Origin of the sequence: Phreatobacter sp., from assembly GCF_030691135.1 — a bacterium.
Classification (GTDB): Bacteria; Pseudomonadota; Alphaproteobacteria; order Rhizobiales; family Phreatobacteraceae; genus Phreatobacter.
The window spans coordinates 38,508-59,164 of sequence record NZ_JAUYFA010000015.1; the positions used below are offsets into that span (position 1 = coordinate 38,508).

Below are 20,657 nucleotides of genomic sequence, written 5' to 3' on the forward strand. Positions count from 1 at the left end.
GCGAATGCCAAGCGCCGATCAGGCTCGCGGGCGCCTTTCACAGGAGTTCCGGAGGCCAATTGGCTCAGTCCGGCCGGAAAGCATCCGACACGACGCCCTTCTGCGCCGGAACACGAGATTTTGGCAGTCACTCAATGTGAATTGCACAATTGATCCTGAGCACCTGTCTCCCACTGATGTGGATCAAGCTGCTCTCTCCACCCCGGTGCTCGGCGCCAATGCCGGCTTGACCGGCGTGAGCCGCGCCAATCGCGATGGAAGGCCTGCTGGCTCAAGAGCCGCGGAGGTCACAGTCGGGGTCAGCGACCCACAACATCGGTCCTGGGCCTTGCCCGTCGGGTTGTGACGGGGTGAGATGGAGGAGGCCGCAAGCCAGCCGCTGTGGAGACAGCCCAGAATGTCCGTTTCCGGGCGGCGCTCCGATGACCGCAATGCGGGCGCGAAGCGGACGTATCACGTTGAGCGTGCCAAGCTCGGCACAAATGCGGCCCGTCGGCAATGAGATCGACCTATGCAGGCTTCCGAAAGTCAGAGCAGGTACTCGCCGTGTTACCCCGGTGTTACCCTGAGGGCCGTCGATCTGCTGCAAAATCCCGTAAGTCTTTGAAAAAAATGGCGCGCCCGAAAGGATTCGAACCTCTGACCCCCAGATTCGTAGTCTTGCTAAACTAGTTGCGGCGCATTGCGTAACGTTGACATATCAGCGATTTAAGTCCATTGGTCTTTCGCCTAGATGCTTGTGAATGGGGCGCTTGTGGTAGCTAAATGGTAGCTATCCCAGATCAGAGGGCGAAGGCAATGCCGACCGTGAAGCTGACGAAATCCGCTGTCGACGATCTGCCGACCGGTGGCGTTCTTTGGGATCAAGCCGTGCGCGGCTTCGGCGTCAGGCGGCAATCGCGCGATCCGGTCTTCGTGTTGAAGGCCCGCGTGAACGGCCGTCAGCGCTTCCTCACTATCGGTCGGCACGGTTCGCCTTGGACCGTGGACACAGCCCGGAACGAGGCCAAGCGTCTGCTTGGCGAAATTGCTGGCGGCCGTGATCCGGCTGAACGACGCGCTGACGAAAAGAGCGCTCCGACCGTTGGTCAGCTTGCCGACGATTTTTTGAAGGAGCACGCCACCGCCAAGCGGAAGGCCTCGACGGCGGACTACTACAGGATGATTGTCGAGACGCACATCAAGCCGGCGTTCGGCCACCTGAAGGCCAACGCTCTGACTTCGGCTGAAGTCGAGAAATGGCACGCGGGCGCGAAGCGGAAGCCGACCGCCAACCGAGTGGTAGCGGTCCTGTCGAGCATCTATTCATGGGCTGCGAAGACGAAGCGTCTCCCCGATGGGCCAAACCCGGCGCGCCCGGTCGAGCGGTATCGAGAGGAAGCCCGCGAGCGCTACCTGACGTCTGACGAACTCGCGCGCTTGGGCGACGCCATCCGTGAAGCCGAGACGGTCGGCACCCCATGGAATGTGCGCGAGACGACGAAGGCGAAGGCCACAGCCAAGCATCTGCCCAGGGAGGGCAATCAGCGGACGAAGATCGCGCCTGCCGCAGCCGCCGCGCTGCGGCTCTTGATCCTGACCGGCGCACGGCTTCGCGAAATCCTGCATCTCGAATGGCGACATGTCGATCTGGAGCGCGGCATTCTGTTCCTGCCGGACTCCAAGACCGGCCGAAAGGCGCTGGTGTTGAACGGGGCGGCCGTCCAGCTTCTGACCGACCTTCCGCGCCTTGGCCGCTATGTGATCGCGGGCGCGAGCGTCGGGACAGAAGATGAGCAACCGCGATCCGACCTGAAGCGGCCATGGGCGCTTGTGGCAACGCGGGCGAGGCTGGAGAACGTTCGGCTTCACGATCTGCGACACACCTTCGCGTCGGTCGCGGCGGCCGCGAACATCGGGCTCCCGGTCATCGGCAAGCTGCTTGGTCATTCGCAGACAAGCACGACCGAACGCTATGCGCATCTCGCGGTCGACCCGGTGCGGGCCGCCACAGATCTCGTCGGGCAGAAGCTCGCGGCGGCGATTGGTGGACGCTGATGGTGGGTGTGCCGCCCTTCACGCTGGAGCAGCGCGCAAAGGCCACATGCGCCTTCGCAGACGCAATCATGGTCGAGATAAGCACCCTGCCGCCGATCACGAATGAACAGCTTGACCGAATGCTGCGGATCGCTGCTGCTGTGATCGAAGCTGGCCGCGTGGATGGTGCCAGCCCGGATGATCTAATCCCGCACTTCGCAATGGTGTTCGCATTGGTGCGATATCGGCCGAATGAGAGATCTGGCAGGCGTGGCCGGCCTCCAAAGGAATCTCGGGGCTGGTTCGCACTGACCGTGGCCGGTGAAGAAACATGGACGACGCGCGAGCGGCGCTTCATGGCCCGGCTCAATCGACAACGTAACGCTGGTGATCGCGGTCCGCTTCCGCAATCGACCTTCGATATGTCCGTTTATGACGCCGAGGGTCTGTTGCAGATGCTCGGCTACATGAGCGCCAAAGGCACCGGGAAGCAGACTGCGGCCTATGCGGCAACGGAGAAACCATTTCGCTCGCACGGCCGGGATGGCGGCGAACACCCACCCGAAGTCAGGCGGCTGGTCGACGCTTTCAACCGCTTCAGCCTGCGTGGGTTTTCTGAAGACCTGCCAAAAATGCTGCTGCATCGGCTTATCGCCGCCGCGCTCGATACCGGCGACATGGACGAAGCCCGCGCGCTTGCGGCGAAGCTCTAGCTGCTCCACTGTTTGCTATTATCGAAAAACAAACAGCCGCCCCGGCGAGCCAGAGATGGCCGGGATGGCTTAAGCGGCGAGGTGTGAAGGTCTGACCGCCAGTCACGCGGGCGCCGCTGGAAGACCGGCCCCGCGATCTTTGGGCAGTGCTACCGGCCGGGCCGGAAGCCGAGCCGCTTCGCCTCGCTCGCGGCCATGAGGATCGTGTCGGCGCTCATAATCGCGACGTTGAAGCTGGCGTCCAGCGCCGGGGACTTGTCCGCCAGATATTCGAGATAGGCCACCCCGAGCTTCAGGTTGTCGCGCCCGCCGGGCATCCGGTGGAACAGCTCGCGGACTTCGACCAAGTGCCGGTCAACGGCCGCGTCGCCAGCCTTCAGAGCGTCGGTGATCCGCTTGTCCTGCGTAATGCCTTGCACCGCAGATTGGACGAGCCGGGCGTCTAGGCCGGCGGCGCTGGCGACTTGGCCGAATGCGTCGCGCTCGGCTTGGTCCGCAAACACGTCCGACCGGAGGGCCGTGTACTCGGCCGGCGGGGTCTGGCCGGCAGGCGGCGCGTCATTCGCGTTCGGGTCCATGCGCTTCGCCGTGGCCTCCCCGTCCAAGGCGGATTGTGCCTGGCGCTGGCGCGCATCGTCCGCGCCGCGCCCGCCAAGTGCGTCCCAGCCCGAGCCGCCGGTCTCGATCTCGCGGTTGACAGCTTCCGCGAGCCTGATGCGCTGGTCATGGGTGATGCCGGGCGCGTTGCCGCGCCGGGCAAGCTCCTGCATCGCGCCGAGGCTATCGGCGGAGGGGCCGGCCGGCGCGCCGCCATTGGTCGGGATCGGGGCTTCGCTCATGTCGTGACGGTCCTGTGATTGCTGGCGAGGAAGGACAGGGCGTTGATTTGCGGCGACGGCTTCATCCGGGCGGGCGCGACGCCTTCGCAGCGGAAGGCGATGCGCTTGGTCCCGTCCTGAAGAATGGCGAAGCGCGTGGCGGGCATGTCGGGACGGAGCACGATCAAGGCCACATCCGGCGGAAGCTTCACCTGAAGCGGGGCCATGTCCGCCCCGTGCTTGATCTGTCGAAGGTTGGCGTAGAGCCGGCCTTCCGGCGCTGGCGCGACCGATACGGCTTCTTCGTCGTCGTTCAGGTGGAGATGGCCATGGCCGGACAAGGCCAACGCTTCGCCGGCCGCAAGCGCCAGTTCGAAAGCCGCGCCGGGGCGGGCGTGTTCCGCTGCATAGAGTGCGGCTTCGGCGGGCGTCATCGGCTTGCGCCCCAATCGTGCTTGTCGAGGGGCGACGTGTTCGGCCACGCCAGCTTGAGCTTGCGCCGGTCGATGGTGTCGACGGTCAGTCGTTCGGCATTGAGCGGGCGTGGGATCACGAGCACGGCGTCCATGGGAAGCTGCTTGCGCGCGATCCGGTCGACCGCTTCGCCGGTGTCGCGATCGGCGGTCGCGCCGGGGCGAAGCAGCGTCACCACGAGGTTGCGCCGGGGCGGCGGGTTCACGGTCCAGCCATGCGGAGTTTCCTCGACCTTCAGCGCGCCGCCGGCCGTGATTGTCATCTGGTCGCCCTGGCTGATGGCCAGCGTCGCGGCCGTGGCATCGGACGCTAAAGCATCCAGCACGGCGAAGGCGTTATCCGGCGCGCCGCTGGCGAGCGAACCTGAAGGCGCATTGTCGAAGCGGTGGAAGCCCATAACGGCTCATCCTTCAGGGTAGCTTGATGAAGACGCGCGACCCGGCCGCGAGGGCATCGCGGTAGACCGCGCCGGACGCGATCAGGTGGCCATTGTTGAGCGGGTTGGTGATGTTGTGGCCGGGCCGCAGAATGGCCACGCGCATCGCGCCAGCGTTGGCGGTGATCTCGATTTGCGCGCCGCCTGATGGGATGGCCGCCGTTACGGCCGGAACCTCAACCCATGCGGCGGTTTCAGTCGGGGTCTGCGACGTGAGCACTGTCCCGGCCGCACTGGCGGGTCCAGTCGATTGCAGCAAGCGAACTTGGCTCATTGGGTTCAATCCTCCCATTCGGTCGGCTTGGGGGGCGTTACGGCGGCCTTGGCGGCGTCCGTCACGGGCAGGCCGAAGCGCTCAACGAGGGCGGCCAAGGTCTGCCGGTAGTCGGACGGCTCGAACAGCGGCCGGGCGACGACGCCCGTCTTGGCGAGCAGCCAGGTCGCGGTCGCCTTCAGGGACTGTTCCCCGAGCAGGTCGTGACCGAAGACCTGATTGCGCAGATCGGCGGGCGTCGCGACCGAGGCGTTGACGATGGCCTGCTTCAGCGCGGCGAGATTTTCAGCAAAGGCGGCTGCGGCTTCGTCCGCCTTGCTCGCGGCGACTGTAGCGTCTGCCAATGCCTTCGCCGCTGCCTTCAGGCGCTGCGCTTCGACCGCGATCCGCTTGGCCTCATCCAGCTTCGCAGCATCGGCTTCCACGGTCGCCAGTGCGGACCGCACGGCAGCTAACTCAGCTTCGAGCCGGACCACGATCCCTGTGGCCTGATCCTTCGTCGCAAGGTTCGCCTTGGACGCTTCAAGGGTCGCGGCGGCGATGGCCCGGTTTCGGTTCGCGGTGGCGTCCGCCATCTCGCGAGCAAGCTTATCGATCTGCCCTTGCAGGGCGGCTTGCTGCATAGCCAGCGTGTGCCGGCTGTCTTCGGGACGGGTTTTGGCGGCGGCGCTCATGTTGATGACCCTCCAGCTGGTCATCAATTTACTCCAACATTTCAGTCTATCCAAACGGTAAAACGTCTATTTACTGCATATAATTCTATGCGTCTGCGTAGACGTTATTAGATGTTGCTAGAAGATGTGAGGCTGCGACATAAGATCAGCGCTTCGGTTGATGGCGTTTTGGCGGATGGCCATGGGCTTGAGGCGAGCGGCTGATGCGCCTGGTTTGACAGGGGCGGACAGGTCGCCGGTTCGGGGTGCGCCGGATGGCGAAGGCTGGGGCGCTGGTTCGGCTGGGCCGCGCGAAAAGCAAGGCGGAAAGCTTCACCGGAATCGAAAATCGACCCCGGTATGTGAACGAAGACCCGCGCTGCGCTGATGGCGACGCCGTGGGGAGGGCCGGGTGCCTGTCGCGCGCATTGGCGGCGGGCGGTTCTCGCACCACTATCGGGCGGGCTTCGGCGGAGGCTGGCGACGTGACGCGACGGCGAGCCTGCCGAAGCCCATCCGCGAGCGCGGCGATGGCTGAAGCAGGCCAGCGCCAGCCCGGCGGCATGGCGGTTGACGGGGCTAGGACGCGCCGTGGCGGGCGCAACCGTGGCAGGCTGTTCCACTTACCGATCGAATGCCATGCGCCCGCCACGCGCCGCTCCTGCGAAGCTGGCGAGCGATGGGGCAAGCGGGCGGATAGCCATGGCTGGAACGAAAGCGCGGCGATCAAATGGTTCGTTATGGGTGTGCTTCGAACGAACTGGCATCACACCCGGCGCAATCGGTTCGATATGGCCGACTTGACAATTCAAAACGAACCGATAAAAAGCGAACTATTCTAATCGTACTGAGAGGTTCGCCATGTTCGTTCGCGCCTATCTCCGCGCCTCCACCGATGAGCAGGACGCCAGCCGGGCGCGAGCCGACCTTGACCGCTTCGCATCCGAGCGCGGCTTGGCCGTCGCGGCGTGGTACGTCGAGAACGAAAGTGGCGCGAAACTGAAGCGCCCCGAACTGTTCCGGCTACTTTCGGACGCCAAGCCCGGCGACGTGCTCTTGATCGAACAGGTGGACCGGCTGTCGCGTCTGAACGCGGCGGATTGGGAGCGGCTGAAGCGCGAGCTACGCGAACGTCAAGTGCGCGTGGTGGCGCTGGACCTGCCGACCTCTTGGATGATGGCCGGCAAGGATCATGACGCCTTCACGGCGCGCATGTTCGACGCCATCAACGGCATGATGCTGGACATGCTCGCGGCCGTGGCGCGCAAGGACTACGAAGACCGCAGACGGCGGCAATCGCAGGGCATCGCCAAGGCCAAGGCGAACGGCTCCTATCGCGGCCGGAAGGAAGACGCCGACCGCAACGCGGGCATCATGGCCATGCTGAAGCGTGGCGTGCCGTGGTCGCAGATCGTGGCGTCAACCGGCGCGTCGCGGTCGACACTGGCGCGGCTGGCGAAGCGCGCCGTGACGTCAGCCGCTCGGTGACGATAGCGAAAATCGTTGCATGAACGCGACGCGACGGAACGATTTACGCTTTTTTCGCTTATTACGGATATTACACTTGTGACGCTTGTCGGTGCGGTTTATATGCGGTGCAACGAAGCACAAAAAGAGGGAGACAGAATATGGCGAACTCAGCCCTTGCAGCCGATCTCACTCATCGGCTTCCGACACGCGAAGAAATCGAGAGCGCCGCTGAAGCAGCGACGGCGCTTGCTCAAGCTAGGGAAGGCGATGGCCGGCTTGTCATCGCCAGCGCGGACGGTCGCGAGCTCCGCCTTGCGCCGGCCATCAGCGACATTCTAGTTGACCTATTGGGCCATGTGGCGCGCGGCGACATGGTGACGCTTGTTCCTACGAGTGCGATGCTGACGACACAGCAGGCGGCCGACATTCTGAACGTTTCGCGACCCTACCTCAGCAGTTTGTTGAAGAAGGGCGACATTCCGTTCATCCCGGTCGGCTCGCACCGTCGTGTCATGCATGCGGACTTGGTGGCCTACAAGGAACGGCGCGACGCAGTACGAAACGCTGCACTCGATGAGCTGGCGCGCCTCGGACAGGAGTTCGACGCGAGTTGAAGCATATCGCCGATCGCTTTGTTGTCTTTCTGGATGCGAACGTCCTGTTTCCCTTCAGGAAACGGGACGTTCTCTTGCGCTTCTGCCAAGCCGGTCTGTTTCGCGCTCGTTGGATCCCAGAGATACTAGACGAGTGGACGCGAAACCTTTTAGCGGAGAAGCCGCAATTGGCAGCAAGCATTCAGTCGCAGCTTGAGGCAATGCAGCGCGCTTTTCCAGAAGCGTGCGTGACTGGCTATGAGCCTCTAGTTGAAGGGCTAAAACTCCCCGATGCTAACGATCGGCACGTTCTAGCAGCCGCGATCCGCTGCGGCGCTCAACACATCATCACTGAGAACCTGAAAGACTTCCCGGACGACGTGCTAAGCGAATTCGCGGTTGAAGCCATAGACGCCGATGAATTTCTTTCCCGAACGTTCGACCTCTATCCGGCGGCAGCGCTCGAAGCGTTGAAGACGATGCGCCAGACCTATCAAACCCCGCCCTTCACACAGTCTGAGTTCGTCTTCGATCTGACAGCCAAAGGAATGCCGAAGCTCGCCTCGCGCCTTCGGCCGGCGCGTTCGCTTCTGTGAGCGCGCCGCTTACTCTGTTGCCAAATCACTCGCTTCGACAGCTCTCCAATAGGCAAGCCGCGCATCGCGTTCCTCCAGCGCATACCGACGCGCTGCAATGAAAACCATCTTCTCGAATTCGGCCAGCTGTCCGACCTCGCGTTCGTCGAACTCGGCAAGCTGCACGTCGGTGGGCCATACATACATCAATTGCTTCAGCGTCGGCCGCAGAATGGTTCCCGACAGATAGCCCCGCCGATTTTTCAGATACTCGGCGCGCGCTTTCTCTTTGTCAGCGTCGTAGCGATCCAGCGCCGCATTGATCGCTTGTGCATATGCCAGCCAGGCAGAATTCCGAACCTCTGATGTGCGATCGTCAAATTGCGGATCGTGAAGCAATGAACAGGTCGCATCGAACAGGGACAATGGAGGCATGCCGGTAACCGCGTTGTTTCGGGATCGGGCCGAAGGCTAAGTCGATTCTCGATTGAGTGGGATAAGCGCCGCATCTGCTATCCCACGCTTTAGCCGTGCGTCGTGGCAAATTTCTCCGCTCCAGCCGTTCCGGAAAGGCGCACGGTGGGAAGGCCGGGCCGACGAAGGGCTATCACAGTTCGCGCCAGGAGATGGATCGGCGGGGGCGCTGAAGCTCACGCCGGGCGCGGATCGCGCATCAGACCGTCGGCCATCTTCGGTTGAGAAAACCGCCTTTGCGCATTGTGCCCGAAGGCCCCTCCCAATTCGATCAATCCGACCGAACCGCCATCGCGCTCGCGCGCGAGGGCTATCAACCCGCGACCCGTGATCAAGCGTCCCGTCCGAGCGCCGACGCGCTGATACGCCATCGGTCAAGCTTCCTTCACGGCCATGGGGTTCGGCGACTACCCACCGGCGAAATCCTGATGATCCTGATACGCGCACACGGACACAAAACCATTTGTACGCTTTCTCTCCTTATCTGCCTTTCACTCCCGGCATCCGCTCACGCCCGCGTATCAGGATCATCAGAACGCAGCGCCGAAGACGTTCATGGCCGCCCATGCAGAGGCCCGCCCGGCATGGCCGGATGGGGCGCCAAGCGTGAAGCTTCCTTGCCTGCTAGTCCTTTGCGCGGCGCGGGCCGTTCATCAGCCGTGCCAGTTCCTGCTTGCGCCGTTCCTCATCCTCGCGGCGCTTGGCGAACTGGACCGCAACGGCCGCGCTCACGCGCCACGCGCGGTTTTCCGGCCCGGCCGCTTCCGGCTCCAGCCATCCGCCCGCGACCAACGGTCCAAGCGCGCGGCCGATGTCGAAGGTGGAGAGCCCGCGAAGGCACGCGACGTTCGCCATGGCTTCGCCGGCCGTGAAGCGCCCGCCGTTGCGGGTAAGAACCCATGAACCGATCTTGCGCAGCCGGTCGGTTCCCGCAACGTGCTCCGCGAAGCCGTAGAACTCGAAAGCGTGCGGCATGATGAAGTCTGCGAACAGGCGTTCGACGCGCGCCGCCGTCTCGGCAGGCACGCGGTCCGCCATCCAGCCATCGGGCTCAAGCCCGTCCGCGACGTGGAAAAGCAGTGCGAAGGTGCCGAACAGCCCGTCGAGCTTCCCGACGAATTGGGCGAACCCCGGCAACGCCGTCTCTGCCGCCCCTTGTAGGTCATGCGTTCGCTGGCGGAACCGCTCCATGACCGCTAGCGCCTTGTTATCGAAGGTGAACTCCATTGGCGCGACCGACGCCGCTTGCTCCACCATGGCCGCGAAGCCGTCCGGCGGCACGGGCCGGTCATCGGCCACTCGTCCTGGCCCGACGAAAACCGGAACGAAGCGCTGCAACAGGCCGTCCGATTGGAGCCCCTGAAGCTCGGCAAGCCGGTCCGGCTGAATGCCGCCGATGATCGAAACCGACAGGTTCGCGACGCTGATGGTTCCGCGCCCCACGCGGTCCACCATGAAGGGCGATCCGTTGAACGCCTCCAGCCAGAACGCCCGATCCGCCATGGACGCGCGCCCGCTGGCGTATTTCTCCATGCCGCCGATCCAGCCGGCGATTTCATCCCGCTTCACCAAGACGCCGCGATCCTGCCGCGCAAGGATCGCCGCGAGCGCCTCGCTTGTCGTGTCGCCAGCGATGAAGCGTTCCGGTTCAGGCGGCTTCGGTTGGCCGTCCGGGACGCGGGCGCACTCGGCTTCCCACGCCCGGCGGCGGCGCGCCTGAAGATGCTCCAGCGGCGCGAGCGCCGCGTTGATGATCGGCGTCTTCTTGCTGGACGGCGGCCCCGCCAAGAGCGTCCAGAGGCGCGGGCTCCCGCGCCAGCCGCCGTGCCGCATCAGGCGGAGCGACATGCGATGGTCGACCGCGCCGGACAGCGCCGCGAGCGCCGCCATGGCGAGCGCGTTGGTGCACGCGCCCATGACGCGGCCTTGCCCGATCGCGAACCGCTCAATTGTCGGCGGCAAGATACCGGCCGGAACGTCCGGCACGATGAAGTCACGCCACGGATCGAATAGGGGCGCGGGCTGCGGCGTATCAACCGTCACCGTGTCGCCGAAGCCGGCCGCGAGCGCTTCCATCGACTTCACGGCGGGCGGGTTTTGGCCATAGGTGAAGGCATTGGCGACCTTGGCGGCAAGCCCGGCGTCATCCCAAGGCGGGGAGCATCGCGCGTTCCAGTGCTCGCGCATGAGGTCCAGCGCGGTCGGTTCCGTCAGTCCCATGTCGCGCAGCACACACGCCACCTTGTAGGTGGCCGCGTCGCCACCTTGCCCTTCGACGGCCGGCGGTGCGTTCGCGAGCCAATCGCGGGCGCGGGCCAGATCGGCGGGCGCGTCCTGTTCGGCGGCCGGCGGCGCGTCGCTGCGCTCGCGCGGCTGGCCGCATCGCAGGATCAGGCTTTCCGGGGCGACGGCGGCGGGCAGATTGGCCGCGATCTCATAGGGGCCGGCATAGCCCTTCTTGCCGCCGGGGTCTGCAAAGTATGAGCCTGGGCCGACGACGTAGCCCCCGCCCGAACGGATATCGACGCCCGGCGCGATCCGGTCGACCGATTGCGCTACGTCCGGCCCGGTAAGATACAGGTGCAACCCGCCACCGGGCGTCTTGACGGTGAATGTCTCGGGTAAGCCAAGCGTCTTCAGTGCCTCAAGACCTCCCTTCGCCGCGTCCACGTCTACCACTATCAGGCCAGCGCCTGCCGCGACGCCGTAGTTCATCGCCGGATCGGCTGCGAACCAAGCGCGGATCGTTGCAGCATCAGTTGTGGCGCGCGTGACGCCAGCGACGCCCTTGGGCGGCTCCTTTGATCCGGGCAGGAGCGGAAAGACCCGGAAGCCGTGAGCCGCCATTTCGAGCGCCAGCGCAAGCCGTCTAGTCGTATCGTCGGCGCGGTCGTTGCGAGGGGCGATCCCCGATGGGGCTTCATCCCATAGGCTCGCGTCCTGATAGCCGGCAGCGACGCCTAGCGCGCTTTCGGGAAAGACCCGATCAAGGAAGTTCTCAGCAGCCATGACGACCGCCTTTGCGGCCAGCGGCGACTTGCGAGGCTGACGGCGGGCCGGTCGGTCGATGGGCAGGGGCGACAACGGATCCGGCTGGCGCATCTTCGGGAGTGGTCGACGCGGCTGGCGGCCGGGTGGTGCCGGGCTCACTGACGACGACCTGAAGCTCGCCGAGCAGGGGGTCGTGGATGACTGTGACAATCGACTTGCCGTTGAACTGGCGTGCATGGTTCGGCATGTTGAGGGCTCCTAGGGCGTGACCTGCCAGTCGCGCCGGTGTGATTGAAAATGTCTGTGAGAGTCGCGGCCTCGCCTTACCCGGCGGGGCCGTCGTCATCTTCGTCCGCCACGCCATGAACCGGCCGCGCCCCGAACCGGAGCAACGCTTCATCCGATGCTGCGTAGAGCGCTTCGCCCGGAGCGACAGGACGGCCGCCGCCAGAGACTGGCGCAACCCATATGCGCCGGTAGCGCTTCCCGCCCGCACGCCATACGACAGCCCAAAGCCGCCCGGTCAGGTGTTCAAGCTTCCGGGCCATCGTTGGTCTGTTCGGGTTCTGGATCGCCTTTAGGCCGCGCGTCCTTAGGTTCGGCCGGCGGCGAAACTGGCGCGAGCAACACAGAAGGCCAGTCCGGTCGGGTGTCACGAACGGCTGCAAGCCTTTGCAACGCGACCGCTTGCATGATGGTCGGCTTAGGCGGCGTGCGCATCGGCCGCCTTCCGGGCGGCTTCGGCCGTGTTCGAGGAAGTGCGGGCAGCAAGCCAGCGTTCGATAGCGTCGACTTCGTAAAGTACAATCGTGCTGGACGGCTTCGTGAACGGCGGGCCGTCACCACGGCAGCGCCATTGGGCGAGTGCGGATTCGGAAATGCCGTAGCGCTCGGCCACGGCGCTCGGCCGCAAGTATCTCGGATTGGACGAAATTGACATGGGCATGGGGCAGTTCTCCGGCTTGCCGCGTGTTCCGCGGTGAAGCCGTAGCTTGCACGCATCTGCGTCGAGCAGAGAGGACGGGGGTTTTGTTCGGAAATTCACCCGCTGACGATGCACGGCGCTGCCGGGCGCTGACAATCCGGCGGTTGCTAAATGGTAGCTAGCCGTCAGCTACCAAACCAAGTCGCCGTTATAAGTCATTGTTTTTGAAGGGTTAAATGGCGCGCCCGAAAGGATTCGAACCTCTGACCCCCAGATTCGTAGTCTGGTGCTCTATCCAGCTGAGCTACGGGCGCGCGCCGCATCCGAGGAACAATGTGCCTCTCGAACGGAGGCGGTCGGATACGCTGTTTCGAAACCGATTGCAAGAGGGCCGGGGGCTGGATCGCGCCACGTCCGGGCAGGTCGGAAACCTGTGATCAGGCGCGCTTGCGCTGCGCGCGTCTGGCGCTCGCGAGGTCGATGGGCCGGTCGGGGATGGTGATGCGGAAGGTGGCGCCGAGGGTCCCCTCGGCCAGGATGATCGTGCCGCCATGGGCGCGCACCAGTTCGGCGGCGATGGCGAGGCCGAGGCCGGTGCCGCCCGGACGGGTGGAGCCCTGGAAGGCCTCGAACAGGTGCTGGCGGGCGCGGTCGGGCACGCCGGGGCCGGTATCGGAGACCTCGATGACCGCCACCGCCCCCTCGCGCCGGCCGGCGATGCGGATCTGGTCGCGGGCGGGATCGTTGGGGGCGCGCGATTCGAGCGCCTGGTGGGCGTTGCGGGCGAGGTTCAGGAGGACGCGGAAGAGGTGGTCGGGATCGGCGTCGAGGCTGATGCCCTCCTCGACCGCGTTGACGAAGGCGATGCGCGCCTCCTCGCCGAGCCCCATGGTCTCGCGGACCTCCTCGGCGAGCGGCGCCAGTTCCACCGGGCGGCGCTGGGGCGGGGCCTCGTGGGCGCGGCCGTAGGACAGCGTCGACTGGCAGAAGGCGATGGCGCGGTCGAGCGCCTGGATCATCTTCGGCGCGAAGCGCTGCACGGTGGGGTCGGGGACATTGGCGAGCCGGTCGGAAAAGAGCTGCGCCGAGGCCAGCAGGTTCCGCAGGTCGTGGTTGATCTTGGAGACGGCGAGCCCGAGGGCGGCGAGCCGCGAGCGCTGCGCCAGCATGTCGTGCAGCGAATGCTGCATGGACTGGAGCTCGTATTCGGCGACGCCGACCTCGTCCTTGCGGCCGGTCGGAACGATGGCCCGGCTGATGTCCTCCGGGTTCTCGCGGAAGGCGATCATCGTGTCGGTGAGCCGCCGCATCGGGCGCACGAACATCAGGTGCAGCGTCACATAGACCAGCGCCGCCGACAGGGCCGAGATGAACAGCGAGTAGATGAGCAGCGTCTTGGAAAAGGTCAGCATGGCGTGACGCAACGGCGTCTCGTCCATGACGATCTCGACGAAATCACCGACGGCGCGGGCTTCCCCCATGACGCGCATGGTGCGCCCGTCATGGGCGAAGAGCGTCGCGAAAGCCTCGGGGATCGACCTGAAGATCGGCTGGGTGCGCATGTCGATGGTGACGTCGACGCTGGGCATCTCCTCCGAGGCGGCGAGGAGGCGGCGGGCCTGGCCGGTCTTCAGGGCCACCGCCCTGGCGCCGGCGCTGTCGAGCAGTTCGCGCACCAGGGCTTCCGGCACCATGCCGCTCGGCGCGGCCTCGAGGACGAGGGCGGCGGTGCGCCCGGCGGCCAGGCGGTCGTCCAGCCAGGAATTGCGGAAATTGGCGACGGCCGGCACGTAGATGAGGACTTCGGCGATGAGAATGAACAGCGTCGTCAGGATCAGCAGCTTGCCAGAGAGGCCAACGCCGCGCGAAGGCACGGGCGCCGCGACGTCCAGCTCCGCCGGGTCGATGGCCATCGGGCGCGGCGGTTGCGCCATGTCCTGGGTCCGGCGATCCTCCGTCCTGTCGTCCATCCGGTGTTCCGTCAGTCCCGTCTCAGCCGAGCCAGCGTAGCAGACGGATGTTCCGCCTGATCGAGGGATTCGACAACCGGTCACCGAAATAGGCGATCGCGGCCCGTTTGCCCAAGTCTGTTACGCTCGGATAGGACAACTGGATGGCGGCAAGATTGTGAACCGTCAGTCCCTCGCCGATGGCGAGTGCGATGGGCGCGGCGATTGCACCCGCATCCCGCCCCATGATCGCGGCGCCGAGGATGCGCCCCTTGGCCGAGACGATCAGCTTCACATGGCCCTCCGCCGGGCCGTCGATAAGGGCCGCCGCACTCGCGCCGGCGGGCACGCGCAGGACGCGGCAGCCGGGGTCGCGGCGCCGCGCCTCGGTCTCGCCGAGGCCCATCTCGACGATGGCGGGCGTGGTGTGGGCGACGCGCATGGGCACGAGGTCGCCGGCGCGCACGGCCCTGCGGAGAAGGATGTTCTGTGCCACCAGCGCGCCCTGCCGTTCGGACAGGCCGGCCTCCGCCGCCGGGTCGCTCGTCTCGCCGAGGGCGAAGATGCGGCGGTTCGCGGTGAGGAGCGCCCCGTCGACCGGAATGCCCGCCGGCCCGTGGGCGATGCCGGCGGCATCGAGGCCGAGTGACGCGATGGACGGCAGCCGCCCCGCCGAGACCAGGACGTGCGAGACGACCAGCGCGCCGTCCTCGCTCCCCCGGCTGGCCTGGACGGCGATCCCGTCCGAATGGAGCGCCACGCTGGTGACGCGCGCCTGTTCGAAGAGCGTGACGTCGTCGGCATCGAGCCGGTCCCGCAGCGCGGCGGCCATGTCCGCGTCGAAGTCCGGCAGCAGGCCGTCGGCGGCGAAGAGCGTGACGCGGGCGCCGAGCCGCCGGAAGCCCTGGGCGAGGGCGGCGGCGGCGGCATCGCCGCCGATGACCGCGAGATGGGCCGGCACCGCGTCGAGCTCCCAGATCGTGTCCGTGGTCAGCACGGGGATGTCGGACAGGCCGGGGATCGTCGGCATCTGCGTTTGCGAGCCGGTGGCGACGACGAAGCGGCGGGCGGTGACGGCGCGGCCCCCTGCCTCGACGGTGCGCGGCCCCGTGAAGGTCGCCGCGCCCTCGATGACGCGGATGCCGGCCGCGGCGAGGCGGTGCGAGGCTTCATCCACCGCGTGATGGCGAACGGCCGCCGCGACGCGGCGCTGCACCTCGGGCCAGTCGCACGCGGCCGCGGTCGAGGTCGCTTCCCGCAGCACCGCCAGGCGCAGCGCCAGCCCCTGCAGGGTCAGGCTCGCCGCGGGCGGCCGGATCACCGCCGCGGGCACTCCGAAGGCGGCCAGGGACAGCGCCACGGCGAGGCCGCCCGGATCATCGCCGACGATGCAGGCATCCACGGTTTCGACGGGCAGGAGGGAGGCGGCTGTGCTCATGGCGCAGTTGTGGGATGCCTGACGGGCGGTGTCGAGAGGCCCACCCTCCTGACCGCCGCCGCAGGCTGTGTGCCGTCATGGTGCCGTCGTCGTTCCTTGTGCGTAGCGTCACGCTGGATGTGCAGAAGGTCGGCGTCCTCTCATCCCGGAGTTTCCATGCGCGCTCTCGTCCTGCTGGCCGGCCTTCTGGTCGCCAGTCCAGCCTTCGCCGATGCGGAGTTTCCCGCGTCCCTCGCCGGCCACGCCATTCTCCCGGCGGAGACCTTCATCGCGCCGCCGGCCGATGCGCCGTCCGACCTGCAGGTCTCCGGCAAGTTCACCGGAGATGCCCGGGCCGATAATCCCGGCACGATCATGGGCCGCTCCGCCGGCCGCCCCACCGGCGTTTCGGTGCCCTTCCGCGGCCAGCCGGTGCAGGGCCATTCCGGCATCCGCCGCATGGCGGACGGCACCTACTGGGTGCTGACCGACAACGGCTTCGGCAACAAGCGCAACTCGCCCGACGCGATGCTCTTCCTCAGCCACTACCGCATCGACTTCGAGAAGGGCACGTTCGAGCGCATCGCCACGGTGTTCCTCTCCGACCCCGACAAGAAGGTGCCGTTCCGCATCGCCAACGAGGCGACCGACCGGCGCTACCTGACCGGCGCCGACTTCGATCCCGAGAGCTTCCAGATCATCAACGGCAAGATCTGGATCGGCGAGGAGTTCGGACCCTTCCTCATCCGCGCCGACATGACCGGCAAGATCGAGGCGATCTTCGAGACCATGATCGACGGCCAGGTCGCGCGTTCGCCCGATCATCCGGCGATGGTCTCGCCGGGCATCCCGAGCGCGTCGATGGACTTCCGCGTCCGCCGCACAAAGGGTTTCGAGGGCATGGCGGCCTCGCCGGACGGCCGCTTCCTCTACCCGCTGCTGGAAGGCGCGCTGTGGGACCCGGCCACCCGGGCCCTCGAGCAGGTCGACGGTCGCGAATATCTGCGCATCCTCGAGTTCGACGTCGCCGCCGGCCGCTATACCGGCCGCCACTGGAAATATGTTCTCGACGCCAACGGCCTGTCGATCGGCGATTTCAACATGATCGACGCCACGACCGCGCTGATCATCGAGCGTGACGACAACGAGGGCGTCCCCGAGCGGGCCTGCCCCGCCGGCCAGCGTGCCGAAAACTGCTTCCATGCCCTGCCGCGCATCAAGCGCGTCTGGAAGATCGAGATGACGGGCGCCAATGCCGGCGGCGCGGTGCGCAAGATCGGCTTCATCGACCTGCTGAAGATCCGCGATCCGAACAACCGTTCGCGCGTGCCGCTGTCCAACGGTCACTTCCAGTTCCCGTTCTTCACGATCGAGAACGTCGACGTCGTCGATGCCGACCACATCATCGTCGGCAACGACAACAACCTGCCCTTCTCGTCCAGCCGCGACCCCAACAAGGCTGACGGCAACGAGATGGTGCTGCTGCGCGTGCCGGAACTCCTGCGCGCCCGCTGATCGCGGCGACCTCATCCGACAGTCAGGGCCCGGCTTCGGCCGGGCCTTTGCGTTTCAGGTGGAGAGCGGCGCGCTCTTCGTCATCCGCGTGATGTTGCGGCGGACGGCGAAGATGCGGCCCCAGGCGTCGCCCTTGAGATCCTGGCGATAGCCCTGGTAGCCGAGGAGGTCGTCCCAGGCGAATTCCTCGTCGTGGAGGAGATCGAAATCAGCGGCCAGCGTGGCGCGGATCTGCTCGCGGTTCCTGCGGTTCTGGAACTCGAGGAGAACCAGCGACGTCCGCGACAGGTCGAGATGGGCCAGCACTTCGCCCTCGCCGCCCTCGATGTCGATCTTGACCACGTCGGCGGAGGGCAGCGAGGTGGGGTCGACCACGTCGACCTCATAGGTCTCCACCAGCGTGCCTTCGGCGAAGGTGTCGCCGGAATAGGCGGCGAGGCCCGACTCGCCGTCGCCGGCGAAGCGGCTGTGGAACGTCGCCTTGGTCTGGCCGCCGGGAAACAGTGCGGCGTTGACGATGGTGATGTCGCGGCGGCCGGCCGTGTTCTGCTTCAGGAACTCGAAGGTTCCCGGGTGCGGCTCGTAGGAGCGCACGTGGCTGCCGGGCCAGCGGGCCGACGACCAGAGCGCGAAGGAGCCGACATTGGCGCCGATGTCGAGGATATCCAGCCCGACGCCGTCGTAGTCGGCCTCGTATTCGCCCTCCAGGACATGGCGGATCGCCGCCACCATGGGTTCGGGGCAGGCGACGGACATGGGAATGCGGGCGATGTAGCGGCTCACGGGTGGCTCCCTGACGGTGAGGTCGTGGGCGGTCTACCATGTTTTGGTGACGGCGTAGCGGGGGCGCTCGTCAGAGCCTGTCGATGGGCGACAGGGTGCTCGTCATGACCGCCAGCAGTCGCTCGGTTGCGGCCTGCAGCGCGCCGTCGTTGACGATCACCACGTCGGGCTCGACCGCCGCCGCGACCCGGCGCTCAACGCGGGCGGTGGGGTCGCCGTCGGTGGAGCGCGCGCGCGCGGCGACACGGGCGAGCAGAACGTCGGCCGGCGCCGTTATCTCCACGACGGTGACATTGCGATAGCGCCGGCGGGCCACGGCCACCACCTCGCGCGAGACGTTGCAGACCGCCGTGCGGCCGCCATAGAGCGCGTGGTCGATCACGGCGGGGATGCCGTAGTGATGACCATGGGCTGTCCAGGTGAGGGCGAAGCCGCCCGCCTCGGCGATGCGCCGGAACATGGTCTCGTCCGCCTCGACATTGTCCTCGGTCTCGGATGGCGGACGGGTGACGATGCGGCGCGGAAAGAGAAAGCTCTCGTCGCCGGCGAGACGCTGGCGGACGGCGGCCAGCAGCGTGTCCTTGCCCGCCCCGCTCGGGCCGACCACGAGCACGAGCCGCCCCGGCCCGATGGGGCGCTGCTGGGCGATCGGTCCTTCTTCCCCGCGCAGCCCCGGCGCCATGTCAGGCGATCCTTCGGCCCGTGCGCCAGACCTCGCGCACGACGGGCTGTGTGCCCACCATTGCGACGCGGACGAGATCGGCGCGTTTGGTGGCGGCGATCTCGCCCCGGTCGGTCATGCCGGTGGCGAGCGCGGGCTTCAGCGTCACGGTCTGGATGGCGCCGGCGAGGCCCCCGACGGCGGGCACGTCGCGCAGGCCGAAGGCACCGTGGATCAGGCTGATCGGCACGTAGTCGGACGACAGGATGTCGAGGACGCCGGCCGCCGCAAGGTCGACCGCCGAGACATTGCCGGAATGCGAGCCGCCGCGCACCACGTTGGGCGCGCCCATCAGCACGGAAATGCCCGCCGCGTGGGAGGCGCGCGCCGCCTCGACCGTGGTCGGAAACTCGGCGATGGAGACGCGGTCGGCGACGGATTCCGCCACGTGGTCCTCGAAGGTGTCGTCATGGCTGGCGAGCGCGATGCCGGCCCGGTGGGCAAGGGCCACCAGCCCGCGCTTGTTGGGCTCGCCGATCTCGGCGGCGCGCGCACGGCGGTTGGCGAAGAGCTGGTCGAGGTCGGCCTCCGACAGGCCCGTCTTGCCGCGGTAATAGGTGCGCAGCTTCTCCTCGTCGCGGAACTGCCGCTGGCCCGGCGTGTGGTCCATCAGCGACATCAGGCGAACGTCGAAGCGGGCGAGATAGCTTTCCGCCTCCTCGACAACGCCCCGCGAGGGAATCTCGCAGCGCAGATGGGTGTGATGGTCGGAGCGCAGCAGGCCGGTGCCCTTGGCCATTTCGATCGCCTCGGAGAGGTCGAGCAGACCGTCCGCCGTTGTCGGACGATCGTCGTCGGAGCCGATGCGCAGGCTGTCGAAGACGGTGGTGATGCCGGAGGAGGCGATCTGCGCGTCATAGGCGAAGACGGCCGAGAGCGGATCCCAGTGGACCTTGGGGCGCGGCTGGTAGTGCGGCTCGAGATGGTCGGTGTGCAGCTCGACGAGGCCGGGGATGAGGAGGTCGTCGCCGAGGTCGACGGCATCGTCGCGCTGGTGGTCGGTCTCGACGGCGACGATGATGCCGTCCTCAACCACCACGGTCGCCGCCGTCTCGCGATCGGCGAGCACGACGCGGCGGGAGAACAGTTTCAGCGATCCGATATCGTCCGGGGTGGTCATGGTCGTCCTCATGCGGCGCTCGCGGCGTAGCGCGTGACGTCGACAATACGCGTGGCGACCCGCTCGCGGACGTCGTCGTCGTGGAAAATGCCGACGATGGCGGTGCCGGCCGCCTTCTTGGCCTCGATCAGCTCGACAACGGCTGCGCGATTCCTGGCGTCGAGGGAAGCGGTCGGCTCGTCGAGAAGCAGGATGGGGTGATCGGCGATGAAGCCGCGGGCGATGTTGACCCGCTGCTGCTCGCCGCCAGAAAAGGTCGCCGGCGGCAGGGACCACAGGCGCTCGGGCACGTTCAGGAGGGTCAGGAGCCGGCGGGCGCGGGCCTCGGCCTCGTCGCGCCCGAGGCCGAAGGCGGTCGCCGCCTCGGCGACGACGGCGATCGCCGGGACGCGCGGGATGACGCGCAGGAACTGCGAGACATAGCCGATGGTGGTGCGGCGCAGCGCCATGACCCGGCGCGGTGCGGCGGTCGCGACATCGACGGTCACGCCCCCGTCGGCGACCCGGATGGCGCCGCCGTCGGCGCGATAATTGCCGTAGATCAGCGTGAGCACTGCGAACAATATCGCGGTGATAGAGAGCAGTGCGCCGCTAAGACAAAAGCCCGGATCGATAACATGCTCCGCTTGTCGCCATGCCATGGTAAAGCCAGCCATGCCCATGACCATGGCGAAGAATGAGACTGGAAAGAATTGTAGGCGGTTATTCGTCGTCATCTTCTTTCATACCCTTGGGCTTTT

The 20,657-nt window shown here is 66.5% G+C and carries 22 protein-coding genes and 1 tRNA gene; 7 read left to right on the forward strand and 16 right to left on the reverse strand.

Translation table 11 applies throughout. The features are described from left to right. The first annotated feature begins 798 nt into the window (after positions 1 to 798). Together Q8O26_RS02860 and Q8O26_RS02865 are read left to right on the forward strand one after the other, a co-directional pair. On the forward strand, positions 799 to 2,037 hold the full coding sequence (locus Q8O26_RS02860; protein WP_305573278.1) for a site-specific integrase: 1,239 nt from the start codon (positions 799 to 801) through the stop codon (positions 2,035 to 2,037). Beyond that, positions 2,037 to 2,729, forward strand: a complete 693-nt coding sequence (locus tag Q8O26_RS02865) for a hypothetical protein (RefSeq protein ID WP_305573280.1) — start codon at positions 2,037 to 2,039, stop codon at positions 2,727 to 2,729. The genes Q8O26_RS02860 and Q8O26_RS02865 overlap by 1 nt, the downstream gene beginning before the upstream one ends. 149 nt (positions 2,730 to 2,878) lie before the next feature. Here Q8O26_RS02865 and Q8O26_RS02870 read toward each other — a convergent pair whose 3' ends face one another. From Q8O26_RS02870 to Q8O26_RS02890, 5 genes are read right to left on the reverse strand one after another with little or no spacing between them, the layout of a single operon-like run. Continuing rightward, positions 2,879 to 3,568, reverse strand: coding sequence for a hypothetical protein (locus tag Q8O26_RS02870; protein ID WP_305573282.1), 690 nt, complete (start codon positions 3,566 to 3,568; stop codon positions 2,879 to 2,881). Further along, complete coding sequence (locus Q8O26_RS02875) at positions 3,565 to 3,981, reverse strand: hypothetical protein (RefSeq protein ID WP_305573284.1); 417 nt, start codon at positions 3,979 to 3,981, stop codon at positions 3,565 to 3,567. Before Q8O26_RS02875 ends, Q8O26_RS02870 begins: the two co-directional genes overlap by 4 nt. Then, positions 3,978 to 4,418 carry a hypothetical protein gene (locus tag Q8O26_RS02880; RefSeq protein ID WP_305573286.1) on the reverse strand — a complete coding sequence of 147 codons (441 nt, stop codon included), beginning with the start codon at positions 4,416 to 4,418 and terminating at the stop codon, positions 3,978 to 3,980. The genes Q8O26_RS02875 and Q8O26_RS02880 overlap by 4 nt, the downstream gene beginning before the upstream one ends. 13 nt (positions 4,419 to 4,431) lie before the next feature. Continuing rightward, positions 4,432 to 4,731, reverse strand: a complete 300-nt coding sequence (locus Q8O26_RS02885; protein WP_305573288.1) for a hypothetical protein — start codon at positions 4,729 to 4,731, stop codon at positions 4,432 to 4,434. Positions 4,732 to 4,736: 5 nt separating this feature from the next. Beyond that, positions 4,737 to 5,429: a hypothetical protein gene (locus Q8O26_RS02890; protein ID WP_305573289.1), complete on the reverse strand. Its 693-nt coding sequence runs from the start codon at positions 5,427 to 5,429 to the stop codon at positions 4,737 to 4,739. 230 nt (positions 5,430 to 5,659) lie between these two features. Here Q8O26_RS02890 and Q8O26_RS02895 point away from each other — a divergent pair, with 230 nt between their 5' ends. The 4 genes from Q8O26_RS02895 to Q8O26_RS02910 all read left to right on the forward strand — a co-directional run bounded on the left by Q8O26_RS02895 (position 5,660) and on the right by Q8O26_RS02910 (position 8,043). Then, positions 5,660 to 6,226 (forward strand): hypothetical protein, encoded by a 567-nt coding sequence (locus Q8O26_RS02895; RefSeq protein ID WP_305573291.1) that lies wholly within the window; start codon positions 5,660 to 5,662, stop codon positions 6,224 to 6,226. Between the two features lie 19 nt (positions 6,227 to 6,245). Further along, on the forward strand, positions 6,246 to 6,872 hold the full coding sequence (locus tag Q8O26_RS02900) for a recombinase family protein (RefSeq protein ID WP_305573293.1): 627 nt from the start codon (positions 6,246 to 6,248) through the stop codon (positions 6,870 to 6,872). A gap of 140 nt (positions 6,873 to 7,012) precedes the next feature. Then, entirely contained in the window at positions 7,013 to 7,468 is a 456-nt protein-coding gene (locus Q8O26_RS02905) for a helix-turn-helix domain-containing protein (protein ID WP_305573295.1), read from the forward strand. Continuing rightward, the gene (locus Q8O26_RS02910) at positions 7,465 to 8,043 is read left to right on the forward strand and encodes a putative toxin-antitoxin system toxin component, PIN family (protein WP_305573297.1); all 579 of its coding nucleotides are present in this window, start codon (positions 7,465 to 7,467) and stop codon (positions 8,041 to 8,043) included. The genes Q8O26_RS02905 and Q8O26_RS02910 overlap by 4 nt, the downstream gene beginning before the upstream one ends. Positions 8,044 to 8,052: 9 nt before the next feature. On the opposite strand, the gene Q8O26_RS02915 is transcribed toward Q8O26_RS02910, so the two are convergent. The 7 genes from Q8O26_RS02915 to Q8O26_RS02945 all read right to left on the reverse strand — a co-directional run bounded on the left by Q8O26_RS02915 (position 8,053) and on the right by Q8O26_RS02945 (position 15,799). After that, positions 8,053 to 8,457: a hypothetical protein gene (locus Q8O26_RS02915; protein ID WP_305573299.1), complete on the reverse strand. Its 405-nt coding sequence runs from the start codon at positions 8,455 to 8,457 to the stop codon at positions 8,053 to 8,055. Between the two features lie 215 nt (positions 8,458 to 8,672). Continuing rightward, positions 8,673 to 8,867: a hypothetical protein gene (locus Q8O26_RS02920; RefSeq protein ID WP_305573300.1), complete on the reverse strand. Its 195-nt coding sequence runs from the start codon at positions 8,865 to 8,867 to the stop codon at positions 8,673 to 8,675. A gap of 253 nt (positions 8,868 to 9,120) precedes the next feature. Beyond that, positions 9,121 to 11,505, reverse strand: a complete 2,385-nt coding sequence (locus Q8O26_RS02925) for a DUF3987 domain-containing protein (protein WP_305573302.1) — start codon at positions 11,503 to 11,505, stop codon at positions 9,121 to 9,123. A 685-nt stretch (positions 11,506 to 12,190) separates the two neighbouring features. Continuing rightward, positions 12,191 to 12,385, reverse strand: coding sequence for an AlpA family transcriptional regulator (locus Q8O26_RS02930; protein ID WP_305573304.1), 195 nt, complete (start codon positions 12,383 to 12,385; stop codon positions 12,191 to 12,193). A gap of 264 nt (positions 12,386 to 12,649) precedes the next feature. Then, a tRNA-Arg gene (locus Q8O26_RS02935) sits at positions 12,650 to 12,726 on the reverse strand. A gap of 123 nt (positions 12,727 to 12,849) precedes the next feature. Further along, on the reverse strand, positions 12,850 to 14,325 hold the full coding sequence (locus Q8O26_RS02940) for a HAMP domain-containing sensor histidine kinase (protein ID WP_305573320.1): 1,476 nt from the start codon (positions 14,323 to 14,325) through the stop codon (positions 12,850 to 12,852). 79 nt (positions 14,326 to 14,404) lie between these two features. Further along, positions 14,405 to 15,799, reverse strand: coding sequence for an FAD-dependent oxidoreductase (locus tag Q8O26_RS02945; RefSeq protein ID WP_305573306.1), 1,395 nt, complete (start codon positions 15,797 to 15,799; stop codon positions 14,405 to 14,407). 156 nt (positions 15,800 to 15,955) lie between these two features. Here Q8O26_RS02945 and Q8O26_RS02950 point away from each other — a divergent pair, with 156 nt between their 5' ends. Beyond that, positions 15,956 to 17,293: an esterase-like activity of phytase family protein gene (locus Q8O26_RS02950; RefSeq protein WP_305573308.1), complete on the forward strand. Its 1,338-nt coding sequence runs from the start codon at positions 15,956 to 15,958 to the stop codon at positions 17,291 to 17,293. Between the two features lie 54 nt (positions 17,294 to 17,347). On the opposite strand, the gene Q8O26_RS02955 is transcribed toward Q8O26_RS02950, so the two are convergent. The 4 genes from Q8O26_RS02955 to Q8O26_RS02970 form a co-directional block, all read right to left on the reverse strand. Further along, positions 17,348 to 18,076 (reverse strand): FkbM family methyltransferase, encoded by a 729-nt coding sequence (locus Q8O26_RS02955; RefSeq protein ID WP_305573310.1) that lies wholly within the window; start codon positions 18,074 to 18,076, stop codon positions 17,348 to 17,350. 70 nt (positions 18,077 to 18,146) lie between these two features. Further along, complete coding sequence (gene phnN, locus Q8O26_RS02960; RefSeq protein ID WP_305573312.1) at positions 18,147 to 18,758, reverse strand: phosphonate metabolism protein/1,5-bisphosphokinase (PRPP-forming) PhnN; 612 nt, start codon at positions 18,756 to 18,758, stop codon at positions 18,147 to 18,149. 1 nt (position 18,759) lies between these two features. Continuing rightward, on the reverse strand, positions 18,760 to 19,917 hold the full coding sequence (locus tag Q8O26_RS02965; protein ID WP_305573314.1) for an alpha-D-ribose 1-methylphosphonate 5-triphosphate diphosphatase: 1,158 nt from the start codon (positions 19,915 to 19,917) through the stop codon (positions 18,760 to 18,762). A gap of 8 nt (positions 19,918 to 19,925) precedes the next feature. After that, entirely contained in the window at positions 19,926 to 20,585 is a 660-nt protein-coding gene (locus Q8O26_RS02970) for an ATP-binding cassette domain-containing protein (protein ID WP_371134424.1), read from the reverse strand. Between the last annotated feature and the right edge of the window lie 72 nt (positions 20,586 to 20,657).

Excerpts from the sequence above, each read along its gene's own strand:
- Q8O26_RS02860 (WP_305573278.1), top strand. The coding sequence starts at position 799 with ATGCCGACCGTGAAGCTGACGAAATCCGCTGTCGACGATCTGCCGACC.
- Q8O26_RS02865 (WP_305573280.1), top strand. The coding sequence starts at position 2,037 with ATGGTGGGTGTGCCGCCCTTCACGCTGGAGCAGCGCGCAAAGGCCACA.
- Q8O26_RS02870 (WP_305573282.1), bottom strand. The coding sequence starts at position 3,568 with ATGAGCGAAGCCCCGATCCCGACCAATGGCGGCGCGCCGGCCGGCCCC.
- Q8O26_RS02875 (WP_305573284.1), bottom strand. The coding sequence starts at position 3,981 with ATGACGCCCGCCGAAGCCGCACTCTATGCAGCGGAACACGCCCGCCCC.
- Q8O26_RS02880 (WP_305573286.1), bottom strand. The coding sequence starts at position 4,418 with ATGGGCTTCCACCGCTTCGACAATGCGCCTTCAGGTTCGCTCGCCAGC.
- Q8O26_RS02885 (WP_305573288.1), bottom strand. The coding sequence starts at position 4,731 with ATGAGCCAAGTTCGCTTGCTGCAATCGACTGGACCCGCCAGTGCGGCC.
- Q8O26_RS02890 (WP_305573289.1), bottom strand. The coding sequence starts at position 5,429 with ATGACCAGCTGGAGGGTCATCAACATGAGCGCCGCCGCCAAAACCCGT.
- Q8O26_RS02895 (WP_305573291.1), top strand. The coding sequence starts at position 5,660 with ATGGCGAAGGCTGGGGCGCTGGTTCGGCTGGGCCGCGCGAAAAGCAAG.
- Q8O26_RS02900 (WP_305573293.1), top strand. The coding sequence starts at position 6,246 with ATGTTCGTTCGCGCCTATCTCCGCGCCTCCACCGATGAGCAGGACGCC.
- Q8O26_RS02905 (WP_305573295.1), top strand. The coding sequence starts at position 7,013 with ATGGCGAACTCAGCCCTTGCAGCCGATCTCACTCATCGGCTTCCGACA.
- Q8O26_RS02915 (WP_305573299.1), bottom strand. The coding sequence starts at position 8,457 with ATGCCTCCATTGTCCCTGTTCGATGCGACCTGTTCATTGCTTCACGAT.
- Q8O26_RS02920 (WP_305573300.1), bottom strand. The coding sequence starts at position 8,867 with ATGGCGTATCAGCGCGTCGGCGCTCGGACGGGACGCTTGATCACGGGT.
- Q8O26_RS02925 (WP_305573302.1), bottom strand. The coding sequence starts at position 11,505 with ATGGCTGCTGAGAACTTCCTTGATCGGGTCTTTCCCGAAAGCGCGCTA.
- Q8O26_RS02940 (WP_305573320.1), bottom strand. The coding sequence starts at position 14,325 with ATGGCCATCGACCCGGCGGAGCTGGACGTCGCGGCGCCCGTGCCTTCG.
- Q8O26_RS02945 (WP_305573306.1), bottom strand. The coding sequence starts at position 15,799 with ATGAGCACAGCCGCCTCCCTCCTGCCCGTCGAAACCGTGGATGCCTGC.
- Q8O26_RS02950 (WP_305573308.1), top strand. The coding sequence starts at position 15,956 with ATGCGCGCTCTCGTCCTGCTGGCCGGCCTTCTGGTCGCCAGTCCAGCC.
- phnN (WP_305573312.1), bottom strand. The coding sequence starts at position 18,758 with ATGGCGCCGGGGCTGCGCGGGGAAGAAGGACCGATCGCCCAGCAGCGC.
- Q8O26_RS02965 (WP_305573314.1), bottom strand. The coding sequence starts at position 19,917 with ATGACCACCCCGGACGATATCGGATCGCTGAAACTGTTCTCCCGCCGC.
- Q8O26_RS02970 (WP_371134424.1), bottom strand. The coding sequence starts at position 20,585 with ATGGTCATGGGCATGGCTGGCTTTACCATGGCATGGCGACAAGCGGAG.